Origin of the sequence: Halomonas citrativorans (genome assembly GCF_014898005.1) — a bacterium.
GTDB lineage: Bacteria > Pseudomonadota > Gammaproteobacteria > Pseudomonadales > Halomonadaceae > Vreelandella > Vreelandella citrativorans.
Genome location: NZ_JABUYX010000004.1, coordinates 247714 through 268710, shown reverse-complemented (window position 1 = coordinate 268710; position 20997 = coordinate 247714). Strand labels below are relative to the sequence as shown.

The window sequence follows — 20997 nt, the reverse complement described above, 5'->3', positions numbered from 1 at the left end:
CCATACCTACCGCTGTTGTGGAGCCCCTATTCTGGCCCAGCTCAGGAGACAAATTCCACACCCAACGTCGAAGAGCCTTTTTTAGATGCTTCAGGTTCGTTTGTAACGTTTAAAGACATTTTATTCATATCCAGCACGCCACCCCTCTTTATCGCTACATCATTCACTCTTTTGCGGCTATCAACGGTACCGCACAGCTATTACTGCTTTTTTATCGGTTAAAATCAATCATCCCCCTGTGGCGGCAGCCTGCCACTAACCACCTTTAAAGCAAACGTTTGAACCATTAAAACGCTGCCACTTAAAACGATCCTCGATAAAAAACATGAGCTTAACCGATTAATATCAGATATTTTCCGCGTTAAATTTTAATTTAATAAAAATTAACGACATGCCTATTTACGACAAAATATCTTATATAGCAACGATATACTGCATCGCTTACTTATCGCCCTGGCGCGTTATAAAAAAATACTATCCATTTGATTTTTAATAAAAAAAATAATACTGGATAATTATACAACGCCTTACCGTCAGCAAAAAAACATATCTACACCATACTTTGGCTTTTAGTATGCCTGCTTAATCCGTCGCGTTTGTGAAGTTTTGTTTTTTTTCTGCAACATTATTAATCGGCTTATTCGGCCTCAGCCTTGGGTTAACGGTAGTTGCAATGCTCCAAAATGGGTATCTTCAGCGCTCAACCTGGCCTTTGCTACTGCTGCTCTAAGCAATAGAACTCGCTTTGCGATACCGGTGACGCGGTGACGGCTTTACGCATATTCCGGTGGCCCAGCACTTTTTTACTGAGCGATAACAGCTATTCGAGGCAGGCACGCGGCTACGTTTAATGCCTATAGCCGCTGGGTTATGGCAGCGATGCGGCGAGAGTAAATATATGAAACGTTTGTTTGAAGAGTGAGGCTAATAACGCTTATGTCGTGCTTACCGCGTCACTTTTGTCACTAGATTGCTTAGGCGGGTGCGTAAAAAAGCCCGCAGGGGAAATCTGCGGGCGTGCTGGCAGTCGCTGATGTTAGCGCAGGCCGAGCAGTGAAAGGATAAACAGTACAACGACGATTAGGCCTACGATATAGATAATATTACGCATGTTGGCACTCCTTGCTAGTTTGCGTTTTGGGTGAAATCAAAGGGTTGCTTACGCCCAGTAACGATTAAAGCCTAGCAGGCTTTTCAACTTTTTGCGTAATGCCCTGCCTTTCCCTACCAGAAGGCAGAAGGTGGCTGGGTTTGCGTGGCCGCATGGCTAGCGTTATCCGAGACGCTGGCGGTTCTCGTCGAATGCTCGCTGAATAACTTTCTGCTGCTGGGTATCGATTTCTAATTCATAGCAAAGGGACGACCATTCGGATAGAGCATCAAGGGCTTGTTCAATATAGAGATCCGGGGTTAAGTACCTGAAGGGAGCACACACCTGTTTGAGCTTTTTACGCGTAGCCAAACCTGCCCCACTGAAAGATGTTGTATGCTCGTCTGCATAGCCCCGAACAGGGGCGTAAGTCAGGTCGTATGCAGGGGCCAGTGTCCATCGCCCTTGATCATGTAAAAAAGCGAAGTTCTTAGCGTGGTCATCGTGATTGTGGGTCAGGGCGTTGAACACCATCAATCTCGCCATGCGCTCAACGTCTTCTGCGTGGCGGGTAAACGTGCTGGTTGCCTTGAGCAGATCTAAATAGTCCAGCGATGGAGCGCTGTGATCGGCATATAGAATGCCGCTAGCGGTCATCATGTGGATTTTGCGATTACCGTTGCGATCAAAGCGCTGAGTAGAAAAGAAACGCTCGGTTCCCGTTGAGGAGCTGACCTCAATTAGCTTGCTCGAGGCCATTTTCACACCCGCATGCTTAGCCAACACCGAATAGGCGTACTCAATGGCGCCCGTATCCCTATGCTCGGCAGGGGCACGGAACTTCACTAGCCAATGCTGATAGCCCACAGGAAGCTCTTGGAAAGACGTACTGCACTGCTTACCATCAGAAGATAACGCAACGACCACCTTGGGCCGGGCACCTGCCGGGGAACCACCGGCTAGTCGCAAGGCATCCAGAGTAGTCGTGGTTTCACCTTCGTAGACAGCATTAGCTGCCTGATAGAGCTGGGCCAGGTCAATATCATTTTCATCCGCGGTATGCTCAATAACGGGACGGTACTCCAACGCCCCCATTCCCTTGTCGGCCATATAAGCCAGCCGATCAAGCGGGGAAATATCTCTCCGGTCTTTTCCATGTTCGGCGAGGAAATAGCGATCCATGAGCAGCATTCCCCAACCATCTGGCAGTGAGTCAGCAAATGCGCCTGGTAGACCAGCAAAAAGGAGGGAATCGGGCGCCTTCTGTGGCTGGGTAGTAAAATCCATGTTCAGAGGCGATAAATTAAAGCCCTCCGCCACCCACTGAGGGTCATAAGCAAAGTAGGTGCCCTGTCGGCTAGCGACCAGCTCACCCACACGGTTATCTGCTAACAGCACCTCTACGGTGTTGATACGCTTCATTTTCGCCCCCGAACACGCCCTGCCTGCTTGATCTCTTCAAGTGATATGGGATGCTCATATGTGAATAGCTCGGCAATTTGGCGTGTGGCGCCCAGCGCCGTGGCAATGAGCACCAAGATATCGAGGGTTATTTGCCCACTGGATTCGAACCGTTTAATGGTGGACTCGGAAACACCCGTCATCTGCGCCAAGGTTTTACGGGAAAGGTTCTTCGCCAATCGTGCTTCTCGTGCATTGGCACCGACCTGCTGAGACAGTTCGCCAGGAGCAAGCAAGGAGTGAGTAAGGGCCATAAAAAAACCTCTATATAATGGGTTATTTATAACCCATTATAGACTAAAAATGACTTTAAAAGATCAAATATAACCCTTAATAGCTATTCGATTAGCTTTATATCTAGAGAGTGCTATCGCACTTTAATTTTAGCGTCTGTATGTGGTGGAACCTCTCTCACTTCTAAACCTCGAACCTTTGCCACTTATACCGAAGGTGTTGTGATGCGCGCCACTGCTTTGCTTGTTTCATTAGCGGTTACTTCATTGTTACCCACCGCCTATGCAGCCGCTAATGAACCTTCTGCGCATGCACTCCAGGCGCTGGATCAGCAAACCCGCCAATTAAACCGCCTTCACAGCGTTGTGGTCGCTTACGACGGCGAGATTATCCACGAGCTTCACCAGGGTGGCCCCGGTGTTGCGCAGCCTGCCAATATCAAATCACTTTCCAAAACGGTGCTGGCGGCCATAACCGGCGCAGCCATTGAAGAAGGCATTATTGAATCCACCGAGCAGCGCTTGGTAACGCTCTTGGATGAGCTATTGCCAGCCGGGCTGGACCCGCGCGTGGAAGACATTACCGTAGGGCATTTGTTGGCTCAGCAGGCGGGGCTTGAGCGTACATCCGGCGGTAACTACAGCGCTTGGGTGGCAAGCTCAAACTGGGTTAATGATGCCCTTACTCGCCCATTTGTCGATGAGCCCGGCGGGCGGATGCTGTACTCCACCGGCACTAGGGTTTGTACGAAAAGTCGCTGAGCGAAGGCCAGACAAGGCAAAAATCAGCGAAAAAACGGAGTTTACATGTGTAAATGAGTATTTTGAGCTGATTTTTAACGCCGTATGGTCGAGCGCAAGCAGTTTTCGTACAAAGCCTAGCCACCTGCTTTCAGCAGCACTTACCCAGGCAAGCGGTGAAACCACGCATGTGCTCGCGCAACGCCTGCTGGGGGAGCCGCTTACTATTTCGATTCCCGCATGGCCGCGTGACCCACAAGGCATTTATTTTGGCGGCAACAATATGCAACTTTCGCCACGCGCATTAATGGAGGTGGGTGAGCTTTATCGTAACGACGGCGTGATGGAGGGCGAGCGGCTATTGCCAGAGGGGTGGGTGGAGGCTTCATGGACACCCCGCGGTATCTCTGCCTGGACGGGTGATGGCTATGGGTATGGCTGGTTTATTACCGAACTCGCGGGGGAGGCGGTGTACTACGGGCGTGGCTATGGCGGGCAAGCGCTGTACGTGATCCCTGAGCGCGATATAACCATCGTGATCACCGCCGACCCCACGCCACCCTCCCCAGGCGGCCAGTTTCAGCAACAGCTGCATCGCCTGGTCGAGGGCCTGCTCAGCGCACCTGAAGAACAGTAACGCAGGAAGCTAATATGTTAGTGAGATACGCCGCCTCGTTCAGGCCCTTCTTGCGCTGTTCGGCGCTCTTCAACCTGTCCTTCAACCTGTAGCTTGGTGCGAATAAAATCACTGTGGCTAACATGCAGTAAATCGGCCAGCCGCCGAATACGGTGCTCTTCAAGTGGGTCAACGCTGCCGTCTGCCCACGCCAGTTGCCACATCAGCGCCACCAGCTCGCAGCGCTGGTCGTAGTTATAGTGCTCTTTGATTAGGCTCACAAACTGGTAATGATCGACGGCCTCATCCACTTCTGCTTGTGCCAACGTCATCAGCTCTTCTACATCGCTTGTGCTGAGCTGGTAGCGCTCGGTAAGCATAAGACGCAGCGCGGCAAGCTCTTCATTGGTGGTGTCGTAATCGGCGCGGACGATTTCACACAGCAGTGCTGCGGTGGCCAGTTCCAGGGTGAGCGTTTGATTTTCGCGCTGCTCGGGCTGCGCAAGCGTGCGCTGGAAGAAATCACTAATAGCGTTCAGCATAAGGGGCTCCTGGGTTGCTACAGCATCGTCCTTACCTCAATCCTTCTTGGTAAGCTGCTCTCTTAACTGCTTGGGTACTTGCTTGATAATCAGGCGATCTTGATTGGCGTCGTACTCGATGCTTGAGCCCAGCAGGTGGGAGTCAAAACTAATAGAGACACCGCCCGCTCGACCGGTAAAGCGGCGGAACTGGCTTAAGGTGCGCTTATCGGGGGGAATCTCCGGCGAAAGCCCGTAATCGGCGTTGCGAATATGGTCGTAAAAGGCTTTCGGCTGCTGTTCGTCCACCAGCCCAGAAAGCTCTTCCAAGGTCATTGGCTCGCCACGGCGAAGCTGTTCATTGGCGTAGTCCACCAGCGTGTCGGTTTTTTCTCGACTCGCCTCGTCGTCGAAATCCTCTTTTTCCACGTAGTCGCTGAAGGCCTTGAGCAGCGTGCGGGTTTCAGCGGGCGCATCGATCCCTTCTTCCATGCCCAACAGGGCTACCATGCCTTCGGCAAGCTTTTTACCACCACGATCTTTCAAGAAAGAGACGTACTGCGCACCAGGCGACTCGCTCTGCCACTGGGTTAAATTGACCCGGGCCGCCAGGGTAAGCTGGCTGGTATTCAGCTGCACGGCAGGCACGGCCTGGTGGGTTTGGTTAATGCCAATGCCCTCACGCTGATGTACCAACGCGATAAATAGCGTTTCGGTGTCCCCTTGGCGCATGTGCGCAAGCAGCAAATAGCCGCTGACGGATAGCTGCTCTTGTAGCTCACGCGCCAAGCGCTCAGCAATTGCGGTCGAAAGCTGGGTAAAGTCCTGGGCACCCGCACTATAGTCGCGCAGCCAGGCAACTAGTGGGCCAGCCTGCTCGCCCTCTTCAGCAAAGCGCCCCCAACCTTTAGCCTTGGTGTTATACGTGTCGTTCAGCGTATTCACCAGGCTTGTCATGGCCGGGTCATCACTTTCGGCAAGCGATGGCGCAGCGGTTAGCGTTAAGCGTTCACCGTCAAGCGAAGGGTCCAGGCGGTGAACAATGCTTTGCAGTAGTGGCATAAGGGCCTTGGCTCCTGGCATCAATAAAAAGAGGTGCTATGCAAAAAATACTGCGCGTTAGGGTTTCAGACGATAGCCGGTACGAAATATCCACGCGATAGTGGCCAGGCTCGCCAGTAAAAACAGGCTGATCATGGCCACACTGGCTACCACACTGACATCGCTAATCCCGTAGAAGCTCCACCGAAAGCCGCTGACCAGATACACCACGGGGTTGGCGAGCGTGACGGTCTGCCAGAAAGGGGGCAGCATATCTATCGAGTAGAAACTGCCGCCCAGAAAGGTCAGCGGCGTAATGATCAGCAAGGGCACAAGCTGCAGCTTGTCGAAACCATCCGCCCAAATGCCGATAATGAATCCCAGCAAACTAAACGTGACGGCGGTGAGCACCAGAAACGTCAGCATCCAGAAGGGGTGCGCAATTTCCAGCGGCACAAAAAAACTCGATGTCCCAAGAATGATCAGCCCCAATAGAATCGACTTCGAGGCTGCCGCTCCTACATAGCCAATCACTATTTCAAGATAGGAGATGGGCGCCGATAAAATTTCATAGATACTGCCCGAAAACTTGGGAAAGAAAATCCCGAAAGAGGCGTTGGACACGCTTTGGGTCAGCAGCATGAGCATAATCAACCCAGGCACGATAAAGGCGCCGTAGCTGACCCCACCAATCTCACTGATACGCGAACCGATGGCCGCGCCGAACACCACAAAGTAGAGCGAGGTTGAAATAACCGGCGACACAATGCTTTGCAATAATGTGCGCCGCGTACGCGCCATTTCTGCCATATAAATGGCGCGAACAGGATACAGATTCATGCACGCTCCTTAACCAGGTCGACGAAAATATCCTCAAGCGAACTCTGCCGTGTGTGCAGGTCTCTAAAGGCGATGCCTTCGCGCTCAAGGTTCGCTAACAGCGCTGATATTTTGTGGCCCTCTTCATCCTGACGGCCATCATAGCTGTACACCAACTCATGCCCATCGGCGGCCAGGCTTAACCCCGTTTGCTGAAAAGCGGCAGGTAGCGCCTTTAACGGCGTTTGCAGTTGAAGAATTAACTGCTTGCTGCCCAGCTTTTGCATCAAGGCCGCTTTCTCTTCCACCAGCACGATTTCACCTCGATTAATCACCCCGATGCGGTCGGCCATCTCTTCGGCTTCTTCAATATAGTGGGTGGTGAGAATAATCGTGACGCCACTTTCGCGCAGCCCGCGAACCACTTCCCACATATCCCGGCGCAGCTCAACATCGACCCCCGCCGTTGGCTCATCCAAAAACAGAATGCGCGGCTCGTGAGAAAGCGCCTTGGCAATCAGCACGCGGCGCTTCATTCCGCCGGAAAGGGTCATTAAGCGGTTATGACGTTTATCCCATAACGCCAATGACTTAAGCACTTTTTCAATATGCGCAGGGGCAGGCGCTTTACCGAACAGGCCACGGCTAAAACTGACCGTATTCCACACCGTTTCAAAGGCTTCGTTGGTCAACTCCTGAGGCACCAGACCGATACGCTCACGCGCCTGGCGGTACTGGCTAACGCTATTAAAGCCGTCAATCACCACCTCGCCCTGGGTCGGGTTTACCAGCCCACACACCACGCTGATCAGCGTGGTTTTGCCTGCCCCGTTGGGGCCAAGCAGCGCAAAAATCTCACCACGCTGAATGGTGAGGTCCACCCGCGAGAGCGCTTGAAAGCCGCCTTCGTAGGTTTTATTCAGGCCGTTAATCGAAATAATGGGGTCGTTCATGGCTTTCTCCTCACACCGCAACGTAAACGCCACGACGCTGGAGGCGATTTAACGCGAGGTTAAACATGCGATTCTGTCTGAAAAGTGACCGAGCATAAGCGCTTTTCAGGCAGGACCGAATGCCAAAGCGACAATAGCCGTGCAGACGTCTTATCGTATTGCACGGCTATAGAGACGCAACGTTTAGGTGCGGTCAGTGATTTCGAGCAGGTGATAACCAAACTGCGTTTTCACCGGGCCGTGTACCTGACCCAACTCACCGCTGAACACCACCTTGTCGAACTCAGGCACCATTTGGCCGGGGCCGAAGCTACCCAAGTCGCCGCCCTGGCGGCCAGAAGGGCAGCTAGAGTGCTGCTTGGCGACATCGGCAAAATCACGGCCGTTTTCGATTTCCTGTTTAAGCGCTAAACACTGCTCTTCGCTGCTAACCAAAATATGACGGGCGCTGGCGTTTGCCATAACAACCTCCTGCCTGTATCAATGAAATGAAGCCGCTAGTTTATCACGCTCGCCTTGGCGGCGGGTGTACCTGCGACACAGCATGTTCAAGGCTTCCCAAGCGCACCGCTATAGCGTAACGCATCGCCTACTCGCGCCAGCGCACGTTCATGGTCATTCACCGCTACCGGTCCCCGGCTGCAAGCAACGATCACCCAGGGGCCATTAGCCTCCTCGTGCGAAGCAATGCCCGCATCGCAACTGCGCCGATGCTGGGTACCGGTTTTATGTGCAAAACGGATGGTGTCGCCCAACCCGGCCGTTAGTCGATTACTGCCCGATGTTGTTCGCTGCATTATCTCCAGCAGTGCCTGGCTCGGCTGGGCACCTAAGCCACCACTCGCTGCCTCTTTATACACACTTGCTAACAGGTCGCCGTAGGCACGCAGCGTGCCTACGTTTTCACCGGTCGCCTCATAGGCATCGAACGCGTGGTCATAGTCAGGTTGCTTGAGCGTGGAGGGATCAACATCCAGCCGCTGAGCCAGCGCCGCCGCACGCTGGCTTAACCGGTGCTGGCGCAAGGCGATAAAATCCATGCCGTCCAGCGTTCGTGCGTCAGGGTGTAGCTGCCCATAAACGCCCTGACGAACGCCAACCAGCTTGCTAATCGGGCCGATATCATCAGGATTGCCTCCACTATCCGCAATCATTGCTCTCGCCCGAATATTGACATCGGCAAGCCCCACGCGGTCAATCAACATATCGGATGCCGTGTTATCACTGACGGTAATCATCTGTTCAAGCAGGTAGCGAATCGAGATCGGCGTCCCCGGGTCGTGCCAGATCACCGGCCCCGCGCCATCCACAAAGTCACCGCGCGAAAGCGTTAAGCGCTCATCCAGTGACAGCGTGCCTGATTGACGTTCGGCAAGCACTTGGGCGGCAATAGGTACTTTTACTAACGAGGCCAAATACCAGGGCCTGTCCGCGTGCCACGAGTAGGCTTCTCCGGTGGCCAGGTTTTGTACATATACCCCTAACGTACCTTCAAAGATGCCCTCAATAGCGGCGACTCGGGCATTCAAGTCAGCCTGCCATGTGCTCTGTTTATCGACTTCGTAGTACCAGTTCGTCTCAAAAGCCTGTACTTCAAGCTCCTGTGCCTCAAATTCCTGTGCTTGAGTACCGTCGGCATAGGCTGGCAGTGCCATTAAACACACTATGGCCAGCAGCCATCGTTGCTGTCGTTGCAAACCATGTCCTCTTAGCGGTGAGCTGCGATCCAGCGTGTCACCCAAATCCACACGGCGGCGCCCAGTATCAACACGCCGCTAATCGCCAGCGCCTGTGGATAGGTATACATGCCCTCGCCTTGTAGCAAAAAGCGCAGCACGAGAAAGATCATCACAATATGAAAAATAAACGCTTTTAGCGCATCGCTGCCGACCACGGTGAGCGGCAAAAGTGCCTTGGCGGCAGCCGCTCCACCGGCCAGTGCCAATGCGAGCAAAATAAGCGCGCCACCTACACTAAACAGCATAAATTCCAGGCCAGGCGGATGTTTGCCTGCGTTATTGGCAACGGCCATCATGGCGGCATAAACACGGCCATCCGCCAACGCGAGACCATAAAACGCCATTACCATTAACGCGCCTACCGCCAGCAGTATTAACACCAAGCGGCGGCGCAAGTGAGCCGTAAAGTAACAGCGCAATAGCGCTTCACCGACCAATAATCCCGCCAGGATAAGGGGCGCCCGGCTAATCTGCCCCCAGGCATAGTGGTCGGGGTGGTCGACCAGTAAGGCTTTCAGGATATCGTTACCGCCAAAGCTCAGCCCTTGTAACCAGGCAGAAAGTGCGGTTAAGCCAACCAGTGTGGCAATCCGGCTCCAAAGAGGCGCCCGTGCCCATAGCGGTAGAATAAGCGGCACCCAAAGCAGGGCAATGGCATAAAAGCCTAAAATCTCGACCCAGATTCCAAAGCGCCCATAAAGCAACGTATCGACAATATCGGCAGGGCTACTAAACGGCAGCATCTCGATAATAATGAGCGCCTTGTACCAGAACCACACTTCAATCGCGCGTAGCCATAGCTTAAGGCGTCGTTTAGGCCAATCATCGCTTTGGGTGTGAGAAAGAAAGGCCACTGCCAGGGCAATGCCGAATACCAAAATAAACAGTGATGAGGAGAATTTGGTTAATAGATGAATAGGCACCATGCCCCAGTCAGGCACATTACGTATGCCTATCAGCCCGCTAACCGTGTGGCTGACAATCATTAAGCCAATCGCAATGCCTCGCGCCAAATCGATAGCCGCGATTCGCCCTTCCGCTTTAGGAAGCTGCGGCGCCTCTTTCCAGTTCACCACGATACAGGCTTCCTTATAGTCATAACGGGCCAAGGGGTACGTAATGTTAACAATAGACGATAAGGCAACAACTTTTGCTTTGGGCTTTAAACGCAAAAATGCCCCGCAGGCGGCGGGGCATTTTGTGGCTCATCCGTAAGCCAGAGCAAGTGTTATTCCATTAGCGGGTTAATTACCACTGGGTGTCGTCATCGTCATCCGTGGTTTCGTACTCCTGCTCCTCTTCCTCTTCTTCATAGGTGAATTCTTGCTCTTCCTCTTCATACTCAGTGGTTACATCTTGATCTTGCTGATCAGTGTCATACGAATTAAAACTGCCTTGCTCGTCCTGCGTCGTCTCTTCTTGCGGCACTGGTTCTTGCTCAGTGCCACTTTCCATTTCAGCAAACGCAAGAGGGCTTGCGATCAGACCAAATGATACGCCTAAAATACCTAGTTTTTTCAGAGCTTCCATTTTCATGTCGTGCCTCCTAAGTAATCTGCTTTCTGTTGCTTCGTAAAAATAAATCAAACAAGGAACATCTAGCCAAGAACCAACCATCATCCTGATGCTGCGTTCTTGTCCTGGTTACTGCACGCGTCGTACCAGGTTTTTCTAAAAAACAAAAAACATATATAAAGTCAAAAACTTAAACTCAACAAGAGCATGCCAACCTATTGATTTTATGAAATATATTTAATAATTTACTGTTTAACTGTGGCACATGAGCCCGCTTTGGTCATGCCAGTTAAGTTAATGGCTTCGTCATTTAGGTTTTAAATGAAAACGGGCAGCGACTGATCCACAAACACAATAGACCTTCCCAACAGCTGGCATCAGAACATCCATCTTGAGCAACAGGATGCTGAGGAAAGTGCTTAGACAACATGTGCAGAATGCAATAAAAAGTTCAGGAAGGAGACCCTGCCCAGGCCACTCCCGCCATCGATCATAGTTAAAAAAATCATCAGGAAATTCTTATCAGTGCGAATGACGCGGCACGTCAGAGCCTCGACAGCCGATCAGGAAGTCAAAGTCACAGCCTTCATCGGCTTGCAGCACTCGCTCAATATAGAGCTGGCGATAGCCGCCCTGGCTTGCGATGAGGGTCGAGGCCGCCGTGGCATCAAACGCGGCGAGGCGTGCCTGAATCTCCTCTTCACTGACGTCCAGGTGCAGCCGGCCGCTGGCGCAGTCGAGTTCAATCCAGTCGCCGTTACGCACCGCGGCCAAGGGGCCGCCAGCAGCGGCTTCTGGTGCCACGTGCAGCACCACGGTGCCGTAAGCGGTCCCGCTCATGCGCGCATCAGAGATACGCACCATATCGGTGACGCCCTGAGCAAGGACCTTGGGCGGTAGCCCCATATTGCCGACTTCCGCCATGCCGTGATAACCGCGAGGCCCGCAGTGTTTCATTACCAGGATATCGTTGGCTTCAACGTCCAGGTCCGGGTCATTGATGCGCGCTTTATAATCGTCGAAGTCTTCAAACACGACGGCCCGACCACGGTGCTGCATCAGTTCGGCGGTCGCTGCCGAAGGCTTTAACACCGCGCCATTGGGTGCAAGATTGCCGCGCAGCACACAGATACCGCCATCTGCGGTCAGCGGGTTATCCAGCGGACGAATCACATCGTCGTTATACAGCGGGGCGCCCTTGACGTTTTCCCACAGGGTTTTACCGTTAACGGTGAGAGCGTCTTTAAAGGGCAGGCGATCAGCGTCCCCCAAGCGTTTTAGTACGGCGGGCAGGCCTCCAGCGTAGTAGAACTCTTCCATCAAATAACGCCCGGAGGGCTGTAAGTCTACCACTGTGGGCGTACCGCGCCCCACCCGGCTCCAATCGTCCAGCTTAAGGTCTACCCCCATCCGCCCGGCAATCGCTTTCAGGTGGATCACCGCGTTGGTGGAGCCGCCAATCGCTGCGTTGGTACGAATGGCATTCTCAAACGCTTCTTTCGTAAGGATTTTGGAGAGCTTTAAGTCTTCATTAACCATCTCGACAATACGGTTACCGGAAAGGTGTGCGAGCACATAACGACGCGAATCCACCGCAGGAATTGCCGCATTGTGAGGTAGTGAGGTGCCCAGGGATTCCGCCATGCAGGCCATGGTAGACGCGGTGCCCATGGTGTTACAGGTGCCCGCCGAGCGCGACATGCCCGCTTCAGCGGCCATAAAGTCGTGCAGTGAAATCTCGCCCGCTTTGACCTGCTCAGAAAGTTGCCAGACCACGGTGCCCGAACCGATGTCCTTGCCCTTGTGCTTGCCGTTAAGCATGGGGCCGCCGGTCACGACGATGGTGGGGATATCACAGCTCGCCGCGCCCATTAACAGCGCTGGGGTCGTTTTATCACAACCTACCAGCAGCACCACTGCATCAATCGGGTTGCCACGAATCGCCTCTTCAACATCCATGCTGGCAAGGTTACGGGTAAACATTGCGGTCGGGCGGAGGTTGGATTCACCGCTGGAGAAGACCGGGAATTCCACCGGGTAGCCACCCGCTTCCAGTATGCCCTGCTTTACATGCTCCGCTAGCTTGCGAAAGTGAGCGTTGCAAGGCGTTAGTTCTGACCAGGTGTTACAGATGCCGATAATCGGCTTGCCTTGGAATTCATGGTCGGGAATGCCTTGGTTTTTCATCCAGCTGCGGTACATAAAGCCGTTTTTATCGGCGGTTCCAAACCACTGGGCAGAGCGTAGGGGCGGCTTTCGTTCAGACATGGACGTCTCTCCGTACAATTCGGTAAAAGATAGAAACAAAACAGGAAAAAAGTGTCGTTAGGCGCGCTGACGTCGCGTCTGTTTCCAGCGGTCAAACATTACCGCCAGCAGCAGAATTGCCCCTCGTACCAGGTACTGATAGAACGTTGGTACGTTGAGTAGCCCCATGGCATTCTGCACGCAGCCCATAATCAGTACGCCGACGACTACACCGGTGATAGTGGCAACGCCGCCCGATAGCGCCACCCCACCCAGTACACAGGCAGAAATCACCGCAAGCTCTAGCCCCATGGAGGTATTGGGGTCGCCCAAGCCCATCCGCGAGGCCAGTAACACGCCCACTACGCCTGCAACAACGCCTTGTAAACCAAAGACAATAATCTTGAGTCGGCGGACATTGACCCCCGCGAGCGACGCGGCCTCCGAGTTACCGCCCGTGGCCAGCACATTGCGTCCGAAGGCGGTCATATTGAGCACCACACCGAAGATGACAAAGCAGGCCAACATGGTCCACACCGGCAGCGTCAGGCCTAGAAATGAAGCGCTACCCAGGTCAAAGAAACCCGGCACGGTAATCATCACCGCATCGCCGCCCGAGGTGATATAGGCCAGCCCGCGAACAAACTCCATCGCCGCCAACGTGGCAATCAGCGAGTTAATACCAAACCTGGCAATCACAAACCCGTTAAAGGCCCCCACCGCGCCCCCGGCAACAACGCCACCTATAACGCCGATAAAAACGCTACCGGTGCTAGAGGTCACAACCGCTGCCACTACCCCCGCAAACGCCACGATTGAGGCCACCGAAAGGTCCACCTCGCCCAGCGCCAACACCAGCATCATGGTGGTCGCCAGGCTGCCTATCAGGGTGATCGAAAGCAGCAGCCCCACCATGTTTCGCCCGGTAAGAAAGTCGGGGATAAACACCGCCAAGGCGATAAAGAGCAGCATAAAAACGGCGATCAGCCCAGAGGTGTCCAACAGCGTGCGCAGTGGTTTAACGAGCCCTTGGCGCCCCGCAGGGCGCGTTGGTTCAACACCGTCTTGGGTTAATTTGTTCGATGTCATCACAGGTGTCCTGAACGTGTTCGATAATGGGTACCGCTTAGGCGGGTAGTGCCAGGCCTAATAGTCGTTCGGGCGTGGCGGCGTCTCTTGGCACCACGTCGACCAGCTCACCGTCGCGCATCACTGCGATGCGGTCACAGATGGAGCTAACTTCGGCAAGGTCGCTGGAAATCACGACAATGCTTTTTCCCTGCTCGGCCAAGTCGTAAAGCAGGCTATAAATGTCTCTACGCGCGCCCACATCAATCCCACGCGTGGGCTCGTCCATTACGAAAAGGTCAATCTCTTCCGCGAGCCAGCGGGCCAAAATTACCTTTTGCTGATTGCCCCCGGATAGCTTGCCTATCGGTGCCCGATAGCTGGGGGTTTTAACGCTAAGCTGCTGAATATAGGCTTCAGCATTGCGTCGTTCGCGGCCAGGGTGACGGAAAACACCCCAGCGCTTAAAAAACCGCCGACAGCTGATATTGAGGTTGTCGGCAACGCTCGCCACGGGGAAAATCCCTTGAGATTTACGGTCCTCCGGGCACATGGCGATACCAGAACGAATCGCCTCTGCGGGACTTTTAAAGCGTCGCGATTCGCCCTGGAACGTCACGCTACCTGCTTTAGGCGCTTCCACCCCGCATACCAGCCGCAATAGCTCACTGCGACCGGCGCCTACCAGGCCAAACAAGCCAAATACCTCGCCACGCTTTACGGAGAAGCTAACCGGTGCATTCAGGCCGCGCCCTTGAATCTCGTCAACAGACAGCACCACATCGCCCTGCTCGCGGGCGCGATAGCCGTACACGTCATCGATGTCCCGCCCCACCATCTCGCTAACCAATAGATCATGCGTCAGCTGCGACATATCTTCGTGGGTACGAATATGCTGGCCGTCGCGAAAGATAGTGACCGCATCGCACATCTCAAACACTTCTTCCATGCGATGGGTCACGTAGAGCACCACCCGCCCCTCGTCGCGCAGGCGTTTGACGATGCGTTTAAGCTGACGGATTTCCTGAATGGAAAGGCTACTGGTAGGTTCATCGAAAGCGATAACGCGGGCATCACGCAGCAATGCACGGCCAATCTCAATCATCTGCTGCTGACCGATAGAGAGATCGCGCACCTTGGTCGAGGGATGAATGTCACCCTCGCCAAGGTCAGCCAGAATCGCCAGCGCCCTTTCCCGCATCTTTCGCCGGTTCACAAACCCCTGACGCGTAGGCAGCTGGCCCAGCAGCAGGTTTTCAGCGACCGACATATTGGGCGAGAGCGTTAGCTCCTGGTAGATAATGGCGATCCCTTCGCGCAATGCTTCACGAGCATTGCTGAACACGTGGCGCTGTCCATCAATCCAGAGAGCCCCCTCTGCAGTGCGGTTCACCCCGCTAAGCACCTTCAGCAACGTCGACTTACCCGCGCCGTTTTCGCCCATCAGCGCATGCACTTGGCCGGTATGAGCAGCAAAGCTCACCCCATCCAGCGCGCGCACCCCAGGGAATACAACACTGATATTGTCAAAGCGAAGATATGGATCAGACATACGTGAGCACTCCACCAAATAGCCCGTCACAAAAAGTCAGTTACAGACCGAGCGCGTCGCGCACTTCTTCCCAGTTATCACGCGTCATTAACGTGCCGGACGTTTCTGTAATCGCCAGAGGCTCCTGGTCTTCGCTGATCCAGCGGTAAAGGTCTTCAGCCGTTTGTCGACCATGCATGGTAGAACTCACCGCAACGGTGCCGTGGAAGCCCGTGGGGTTGTCGCGGGAAAACTCAGCAAATGCCGCGCCTGAACCATTGATGCCCACCCCAATGACATCCTCAGCGGCCAGGCCGTACTGTTCGGTCGCCCGAACGCCCCCCAGCACACTCTCTTCATTTAGCGCGTAGATTATCCAGTGCTCATAATCACCGCGCTGAGAAAGCACCGGTGATGCAGCGGAAAATGCACCACTCGTATCCGTACTTTGTTGAGGCGCATCGAAGATGTTCTCTTCGGGGAAGCCCGAAGCAAGCAGCGCTTGGGTCGCTCCATCCGTCCGTTCAACGGCAGTCGGTAGCTCGTTATTGGTAATACGCAACGCACCTACGTTCTCAACATCCCAGCCACGGGCTTCCATTTCGGCGGCAATTGCCTCACCAACCTGCTGGCCAATTTTGGTGCCGGACATACCCAGGTGCGGTACGCCTTCCATAGGCTCACCACTGGCGTTAACAAACTGGTCATCGACGGTCACCACTTTCATGCCGTACTGTTCGGCGCGATTCATGATCGCAGGCCCAAGACGTACATCTGGCGGGCAAATGACAAACCCTTGAGCGCCTTGTGAGTAAAGGTTATCAATCGCGCTAAGCACCTCTTGACCATCTTCACCACCCAAACGAACAACCTGGAATCCGAGTTCCTCGCCCGCCTCTGTAGCGGCGCGCTGTTCGTTAATAAACCAGGCTTGTTCCGGCTTTTTGACGATAAAGCCCATCTTCACGTCGTCCTGTGCCTGCACAGAACCCAGCGAGGCCAGCATGACGGCGCTACCCAGCGCCAGGCGCGTAAACGTGGTTACGATGCTCATTGTTGTGCTCCTGATGTTCCAATTATTATTGATGTTATTGCTGCAATCACTGTCTGCTGCTCGTCAGGCACTTGGCTAGGCGTCCATATCGTCCTGGGCAGAGAAGCGGAAGATGGTACGTGAACGGTAGGTCTCTCCTGGCTGTAGCACCGTGCTGGGAAAGGCATCCTGATTAGGCGAATCGGGAAAATGCTGCGTTTCCAGTGCAAAGCCAGAGCGCTGTGGATAGGCATTGCCACTTTTGCCCGTTAAATCACCGGCCAAAAAATTCCCCGAATAAAATTGAATACCAGGCTCAGTGGTTTCAATTTCCAACAGCCGTCCACTTTGTGGCTCCCACACCCTCGCGGCCATCACCAGATCGCCTTGCTCGGCGTTATCTCGGTTAAGCACAAAGTTATGGTCGTAGCCCTGCCCAAAGCGCAGTTGATCGTTATCTTGCTCAATACGCTCGCCAATCGACGTGGCCTGGGTGAAATCGAACGGCGTGCCTTCAACAGGCTGCAGTTCGCCCGTCGGAATCAATGATTCACTCACCGGGGTAAAGGCATCGGCATTGAGCATAAGCTGATGATCAAGGATGGAGTCGTTTCCTTCACCCTTAAGGTTGAAGTAACTGTGCTGGGTAAGATTGACGGGCGTTGCCTTGTCGGTCTCGGCCTGGTAATCAACAATCAGTTCATTTTGATCGGTAAGGGTATACGTCACTTCAACCGTCAGCTCTCCAGGATAGCCCTCTTCGCCATCCTCACTGACATAGCTCAGCACCAGCCCCGTCCCTTCATCATTTTCAAAAGGCTCGGCCTGCCAGAGCACACGATCAAACCCTTGCTCGCCGCCGTGCAGGTGGTTATCACCATCGTTGGTGGCTAACGAGTAGGTTTCACCCTCCAGCGCAAACTGACCTTCGGCGATACGGTTGCCGTAGCGGCCAATGAGTGCACCAAAGTAGGGATTAGCTTGCTGGTAAGTGTCAGACAGATAACCATCCAGCGATTCAAAACCCAGCGCGATATCGTCAATGTTTCCGTCTACGTCAGGTACTTTCAGGGATACGATTGTGCCCCCGTAATTAATGACCTGAAGCTCAACGCCATTGGCGTTCGTCAGCCGGTAGCTTTGCACCTCACGGCCGTCCGGCAACTGGCCGAACGTCGATTGTTCGACGGCGTTCTCTGCTTTACTGTTCGCCATGGGTTCCTTATCACTTTGGGCCTGGGCTACGTTTGTCATCAGCGCGATGACGCCTGCGCTCAGTAACAATCTTGAGCCAACGCTACCTGTATGAGAGGGCATGGTGTTCCTCCTGTTAACATCGTTATTGTTATTCGTGCGGTATGCGGTTCACTACCAGGTTCATTACCAATTTTTCCACTACACGCCCTACACTAGACAGCTCTTACATAACTAACCAATATAGGAACACGTTAATTCCGATACACTTATTGCTATCAAAAGCACTGAAAGGCTTATTCCATGAGCGTTCTTGACAGTAACTGGTTTCTCAACGCTCGACTAAAGTTGCGTCATTTTCAGCTATTTTTGGCGCTTGACGAGCACCGCAACCTGCATCGTGCCGCTGCCCAACTCAACATGAGCCAGCCCGCAGCCTCAAAACTGCTCAGCGACCTGGAAGCCAAGCTGGGTATACGTCTGTTTGATCGCCAGTCGCGTGGGCTAACCCCTAACTGGTATGGGGAGGTCATGATTCGTCATGCGCATAGTGTGCTGTCGACACTACACCACACCGCTGAAGAGCTGACCGCGCTGCGCAACGGCAATACGGGCACCGTGGCTATCGGCACCGTTATGGCACCCGCCGTTACGCTTCTAACCAGCGCTATTGAACGGGTCCACAGAGACCGCCCGGAGCTTAAAATCAGTGTGGATGTGGATGTCAGCAAAGCGCTGGTGCCACGTTTGCTGGAAGGTGAGCTGGATTTTGCGATTACACGCCTTCCACCAGGCAGCGATCTTGAGCGCTTTGTCTTTGAAGAAATTGGCGAGGAGGAGTTGTGCTTTGTGTGTCGTGAAGGGCATCCGCTAGTAGGCAAAACGTCGTTAAAACTGGCGGACATGGCCGCCTATCCGTGGTCACTGCAGCCACCCGGCGCACTCATGCGACAGCGTGTTGACAGTCTGTTTCTGCATCATCAGGTCGCGCCACCTCGGCAAGTCGTTGATACTGCCGACTTACTAGTGTCACTAGCGCTGGTCGATAAGTCCGACACCATCACCGTGACCACGCGCGAAACGGCCGATCTACTCTGCACCCCGCAACGCTTTCACCAATTGCCCTTCGTCGAAGCGCTTAGCGTGCAGCCCTACGGCCTGGTCAGCTTACGCCACCAACGACTTTCACCGGGGGCTGCGCTATTAATGAGCACCCTCCGCGAGATTATCGCTCAGAACGCGCAACGCGAAGATGGGCGCAGTGAAACGTAACGAGGCAGCCGCACAACAAGCATGGCCAGCCCGATAGCAGCTGGCCTTTCACTGCTGCTATCTCATAGAAACGTCCTCACAGCCCCCTCCTCACAGCACCCTTACCAACATTAATACTGCGCTCCTTATCGAAAGATGCGTAGCGGCTGCCCCATGAACACAGCCGACAGGTCAGATATTGCCAAGCGGTCGGCATCGCCGCTCGCCTTGGCTTAACCTGCTCAGTGCTTGAGAAAAACGTCCCTCTAAAGCCTCTGAATAAGCTACCAGACTAAAGTCCATGTTGAACATTTTCCCCATATGTTCAACATATAGGCAATCCTAATAAAGAATAATCGACTGGAGCCACTATGCTGCACATCGCCGTATTTCTACGTTTAACCCTATATCGCATACCGTGTTTCAGGGCCTATCGAAAGTGAATTGCCATGGACGTCAGGTGATTTGCTCCTTCGGTTTCTATAGAGGCGGTCACTAATTTCTTAGTCGCCATATCTATCATTTAAGGCTCTACCCATGAAAACTCCAAAGCTTACGTATCTGGAAAAGGTTGGATTCGGCAGCGGCGATATGGCGATCAATGTCGTTATATCTTCGATGTTTCTGATTATCTCTTACTTCTATACTGATATTTTTGGCCTAAAACCCAGCCATATGGGGATTCTATTTCTAGTAGCGCGGTTAATGGATGCAGTGACTGACCCGCTTATGGGTATTATCACCGATAAATTCAATACGCGTTATGGTCGTTACCGCCCTTACTTCTTGATTTTTTCAGTACCTTTTGGGATCTCGGTACTACTACTTTTTACTACACCCGACTGGAGCTATAACGCTAAGCTGGTGTGGGCATACTCAACCTACCTGTTTGTCACGCTCATGTTCACGGCGGTGACCATTCCCTATATTTCCTTAACCGGAGTACTGTCACCGGACCCGCAAGACCGGCTATCTGCCAATGGATACCGCTTGTTTTTTGCCAAGATTGCCGCCTTCCTGGTAACGATCATAGTGCCGATACTTGCCGAATTTGTGGGTGGAGATAATCTTGCCTTGGGCTACCAGGTATCCATGGGCTTAATGGGAGGACTCGCTACCCTGTTATTTCTGTTCTGTTATTTCACGACTACCGAGCGCGTCCAGCACACTATCGATACGAAACCACTGAAAGAGCAGTTTCGCCTGTTAATCAAAAACGATCAGTGGATGGTGCTATGTGCGGTCTGCTTTACAGGCACGCTGGGTTATGTGATTCGCAGCTCGGTGGCGGCCTATTACGCTAAATATTATCTCGGCGCTAACGCGACAATGCTGTCAGCCTTCTTAACCGTGGGCGTTAGCGCAGCCATCTTGGCCATGGTGGCTTCAACCTGGATCACCAAACGCTACTGCAAACTCAACCTCTTCCGCTGGAGCCAACTCGCCGTCGGGGTGCTGAGCGTTATCATGTTCTTTGCCGTCTCTCCGGGCGATATCGTGTTGGCCTTTATTCTGTATTTCTTTATTTCCTTTGCCGTTGACCTACATGCTCCGGTTTTCTGGTCGGCTATCGCCGAGTCAGTAGATTACGGAGAAGCCAAGACTGGGCGGCGTGTCTCAGGACTGGCGTTCGGTGGTATTTCATTTTTTCAAAAAGCAGGCATGGGGGCAGCCGGTTTCCTGGTAGGCATCTTGTTAACCTATTTTAACTATGAGCCTAATACTGAACAGAGTGCGTTTACGCTAACCGGTATCGCGTTGATGCTTTCTATCATTCCTGGCGTCTTTCATACGCTGATGGGCAGCTTAATGTTCAAGTACCATATTACTGATCGCTATTATGAAAAAATGAAAGCAAACCTTTTAGAGGGCTCCCCGCTACCTGAAACGCCGCCAAAGCAACAACAGCGGCCTATCTACCGCGCAACGAACCTATAACGCGCA

Annotated in this window: 20 protein-coding genes; 5 read left to right on the top strand and 15 right to left on the bottom strand. The window is 53.3% G+C overall.

Annotated features, from left to right (window positions below; all coding sequences use genetic code 11):
- Positions 1-222, top strand: a 222-nt coding sequence (locus INT20_RS18055) for a hypothetical protein (protein ID WP_226912084.1), incomplete at its 5' end; no start/stop codon positions are given.
- Between the two features lie 1051 nt (positions 223-1273).
- Here INT20_RS18055 and INT20_RS07670 read toward each other — a convergent pair.
- Both INT20_RS07670 and INT20_RS07665 read right to left on the bottom strand, forming a co-directional pair.
- On the bottom strand, positions 1274-2512 hold the full coding sequence (locus INT20_RS07670; protein WP_193056719.1) for a type II toxin-antitoxin system HipA family toxin: 1239 nt from the start codon (positions 2510-2512) through the stop codon (positions 1274-1276).
- Positions 2509-2805: a helix-turn-helix domain-containing protein gene (locus INT20_RS07665; RefSeq protein ID WP_087111202.1), complete on the bottom strand. Its 297-nt coding sequence runs from the start codon at positions 2803-2805 to the stop codon at positions 2509-2511. The genes INT20_RS07670 and INT20_RS07665 overlap by 4 nt, the downstream gene beginning before the upstream one ends.
- A 204-nt stretch (positions 2806-3009) precedes the next feature.
- On the opposite strand from INT20_RS07665, the gene INT20_RS07660 reads away from it, so the two are divergent.
- Together INT20_RS07660 and INT20_RS07655 are read left to right on the top strand one after the other, a co-directional pair.
- A complete protein-coding gene (locus tag INT20_RS07660; RefSeq protein WP_226912083.1) occupies positions 3010-3546 on the top strand; it encodes a serine hydrolase in 537 nt (178 codons plus the stop codon).
- Between the two features lie 169 nt (positions 3547-3715).
- The gene (locus INT20_RS07655; protein WP_319643849.1) at positions 3716-4162 is read left to right on the top strand and encodes a serine hydrolase; all 447 of its coding nucleotides are present in this window, start codon (positions 3716-3718) and stop codon (positions 4160-4162) included.
- Positions 4163-4179: 17 nt separating this feature from the next.
- Here the strand turns inward: INT20_RS07655 and INT20_RS07650 are convergent, their stop codons facing one another.
- From INT20_RS07650 to INT20_RS07590, 13 genes are all read right to left on the bottom strand, one after another.
- A complete protein-coding gene (locus INT20_RS07650; protein WP_193056718.1) occupies positions 4180-4683 on the bottom strand; it encodes a tellurite resistance TerB family protein in 504 nt (167 codons plus the stop codon).
- Between the two features lie 36 nt (positions 4684-4719).
- Entirely contained in the window at positions 4720-5724 is a 1005-nt protein-coding gene (gene yejK, locus INT20_RS07645; protein WP_193056717.1) for a nucleoid-associated protein YejK, read from the bottom strand.
- Positions 5725-5781: 57 nt separating this feature from the next.
- Entirely contained in the window at positions 5782-6543 is a 762-nt protein-coding gene (locus INT20_RS07640) for an ABC transporter permease (protein ID WP_172119068.1), read from the bottom strand.
- On the bottom strand, positions 6540-7475 hold the full coding sequence (locus INT20_RS07635) for an ABC transporter ATP-binding protein (protein ID WP_193056716.1): 936 nt from the start codon (positions 7473-7475) through the stop codon (positions 6540-6542). The genes INT20_RS07640 and INT20_RS07635 overlap by 4 nt, the downstream gene beginning before the upstream one ends.
- A gap of 183 nt (positions 7476-7658) precedes the next feature.
- Positions 7659-7937, bottom strand: a complete 279-nt coding sequence (locus tag INT20_RS07630) for a peptidylprolyl isomerase (RefSeq protein WP_087111190.1) — start codon at positions 7935-7937, stop codon at positions 7659-7661.
- Between the two features lie 86 nt (positions 7938-8023).
- Positions 8024-9172 carry a serine hydrolase gene (locus INT20_RS07625; protein WP_226912082.1) on the bottom strand — a complete coding sequence of 383 codons (1149 nt, stop codon included), beginning with the start codon at positions 9170-9172 and terminating at the stop codon, positions 8024-8026.
- 11 nt (positions 9173-9183) lie between these two features.
- The gene (locus INT20_RS07620; protein WP_193056715.1) at positions 9184-10290 is read right to left on the bottom strand and encodes an acyltransferase family protein; all 1107 of its coding nucleotides are present in this window, start codon (positions 10288-10290) and stop codon (positions 9184-9186) included.
- A gap of 172 nt (positions 10291-10462) precedes the next feature.
- Positions 10463-10750, bottom strand: a complete 288-nt coding sequence (locus tag INT20_RS07615) for a hypothetical protein (RefSeq protein WP_172119065.1) — start codon at positions 10748-10750, stop codon at positions 10463-10465.
- Between the two features lie 501 nt (positions 10751-11251).
- Positions 11252-12997, bottom strand: coding sequence for an IlvD/Edd family dehydratase (locus INT20_RS07610; RefSeq protein ID WP_193056714.1), 1746 nt, complete (start codon positions 12995-12997; stop codon positions 11252-11254).
- A 57-nt stretch (positions 12998-13054) separates the two neighbouring features.
- Positions 13055-14065, bottom strand: a complete 1011-nt coding sequence (gene araH, locus INT20_RS07605) for an L-arabinose ABC transporter permease AraH (RefSeq protein ID WP_193056713.1) — start codon at positions 14063-14065, stop codon at positions 13055-13057.
- A gap of 37 nt (positions 14066-14102) precedes the next feature.
- Positions 14103-15596 (bottom strand): L-arabinose ABC transporter ATP-binding protein AraG, encoded by a 1494-nt coding sequence (gene araG, locus INT20_RS07600; protein WP_172117991.1) that lies wholly within the window; start codon positions 15594-15596, stop codon positions 14103-14105.
- Positions 15597-15636: 40 nt separating this feature from the next.
- Positions 15637-16629 (bottom strand): arabinose ABC transporter substrate-binding protein, encoded by a 993-nt coding sequence (locus INT20_RS07595; RefSeq protein WP_193054277.1) that lies wholly within the window; start codon positions 16627-16629, stop codon positions 15637-15639.
- Between the two features lie 75 nt (positions 16630-16704).
- The gene (locus tag INT20_RS07590; RefSeq protein WP_193054276.1) at positions 16705-17925 is read right to left on the bottom strand and encodes an aldose epimerase family protein; all 1221 of its coding nucleotides are present in this window, start codon (positions 17923-17925) and stop codon (positions 16705-16707) included.
- Between the two features lie 180 nt (positions 17926-18105).
- Here INT20_RS07590 and INT20_RS07585 point away from each other — a divergent pair, with 180 nt between their 5' ends.
- Together INT20_RS07585 and INT20_RS07580 are read left to right on the top strand one after the other, a co-directional pair.
- Positions 18106-19074, top strand: a complete 969-nt coding sequence (locus INT20_RS07585; RefSeq protein WP_193054275.1) for a LysR substrate-binding domain-containing protein — start codon at positions 18106-18108, stop codon at positions 19072-19074.
- Positions 19075-19590: 516 nt separating this feature from the next.
- A complete protein-coding gene (locus INT20_RS07580; RefSeq protein WP_193056712.1) occupies positions 19591-20991 on the top strand; it encodes an MFS transporter in 1401 nt (466 codons plus the stop codon).
- Positions 20992-20997 lie beyond the last annotated feature (6 nt).

What these genes read in the sequence shown, in the direction of transcription:
- INT20_RS07585 (WP_193054275.1), top strand. Translation starts at nt 18,106, where the DNA reads ATGAGCGTTCTTGACAGTAACTGGTTTCTCAACGCTCGACTAAAGTTG.
- yejK (WP_193056717.1), bottom strand. Translation starts at nt 5,724, where the DNA reads ATGCCACTACTGCAAAGCATTGTTCACCGCCTGGACCCTTCGCTTGAC.
- INT20_RS07615 (WP_172119065.1), bottom strand. Translation starts at nt 10,750, where the DNA reads ATGAAAATGGAAGCTCTGAAAAAACTAGGTATTTTAGGCGTATCATTT.
- INT20_RS07595 (WP_193054277.1), bottom strand. Translation starts at nt 16,629, where the DNA reads ATGAGCATCGTAACCACGTTTACGCGCCTGGCGCTGGGTAGCGCCGTC.
- araG (WP_172117991.1), bottom strand. Translation starts at nt 15,596, where the DNA reads ATGTCTGATCCATATCTTCGCTTTGACAATATCAGTGTTGTATTCCCT.
- INT20_RS07665 (WP_087111202.1), bottom strand. Translation starts at nt 2,805, where the DNA reads ATGGCCCTTACTCACTCCTTGCTTGCTCCTGGCGAACTGTCTCAGCAG.
- INT20_RS07635 (WP_193056716.1), bottom strand. Translation starts at nt 7,475, where the DNA reads ATGAACGACCCCATTATTTCGATTAACGGCCTGAATAAAACCTACGAA.
- INT20_RS07660 (WP_226912083.1), top strand. Translation starts at nt 3,010, where the DNA reads ATGCGCGCCACTGCTTTGCTTGTTTCATTAGCGGTTACTTCATTGTTA.
- INT20_RS07580 (WP_193056712.1), top strand. Translation starts at nt 19,591, where the DNA reads ATGAAAACTCCAAAGCTTACGTATCTGGAAAAGGTTGGATTCGGCAGC.
- INT20_RS07650 (WP_193056718.1), bottom strand. Translation starts at nt 4,683, where the DNA reads ATGCTGAACGCTATTAGTGATTTCTTCCAGCGCACGCTTGCGCAGCCC.
- araH (WP_193056713.1), bottom strand. Translation starts at nt 14,065, where the DNA reads ATGACATCGAACAAATTAACCCAAGACGGTGTTGAACCAACGCGCCCT.
- INT20_RS07640 (WP_172119068.1), bottom strand. Translation starts at nt 6,543, where the DNA reads ATGAATCTGTATCCTGTTCGCGCCATTTATATGGCAGAAATGGCGCGT.
- INT20_RS07670 (WP_193056719.1), bottom strand. Translation starts at nt 2,512, where the DNA reads ATGAAGCGTATCAACACCGTAGAGGTGCTGTTAGCAGATAACCGTGTG.
- INT20_RS07590 (WP_193054276.1), bottom strand. Translation starts at nt 17,925, where the DNA reads ATGCCCTCTCATACAGGTAGCGTTGGCTCAAGATTGTTACTGAGCGCA.
- INT20_RS07610 (WP_193056714.1), bottom strand. Translation starts at nt 12,997, where the DNA reads ATGTCTGAACGAAAGCCGCCCCTACGCTCTGCCCAGTGGTTTGGAACC.
- INT20_RS07630 (WP_087111190.1), bottom strand. Translation starts at nt 7,937, where the DNA reads ATGGCAAACGCCAGCGCCCGTCATATTTTGGTTAGCAGCGAAGAGCAG.